Source organism: Gilvimarinus sp. 1_MG-2023 (assembly GCF_030548285.1).
Genome location: NZ_JAUOSC010001765.1, coordinates 1 through 234, shown reverse-complemented (window position 1 = coordinate 234; position 234 = coordinate 1). Strand labels below are relative to the sequence as shown.

The window sequence follows — 234 nt, the reverse complement described above, 5'->3', positions numbered from 1 at the left end:
GTGCCCAACAGCGAATTTCTGCAAGGCACTTTGGAACTGAGTAACCGGGGTGAGATCGTGATTGACGCCAAAGGCCAGACCAGCGTGCCTGGTATATTGGCGGCCGGTGACGTTACCACGGTGCCGTTCAAGCAGATCATCATCTCCATGGGTGCCGGGGCCACCGCCGCACTGGGAGCGTTTGATTACCTGATCCGGAACTGATTCAGGCCATCAGTGGCCGGTCAGTAGCAG

The 234-nt window shown here is 58.1% G+C and carries 1 protein-coding gene; it reads left to right on the top strand.

Annotation, left to right across the window (positions count from 1 at the left end; translation table 11 throughout):
• The coding region (locus Q4563_RS22780; RefSeq protein ID WP_303606168.1) for an FAD-dependent oxidoreductase at positions 1–204 on the top strand (204 nt) is incomplete at its 5' end.
• Positions 205–234: the final 30 nt, after the last annotated feature.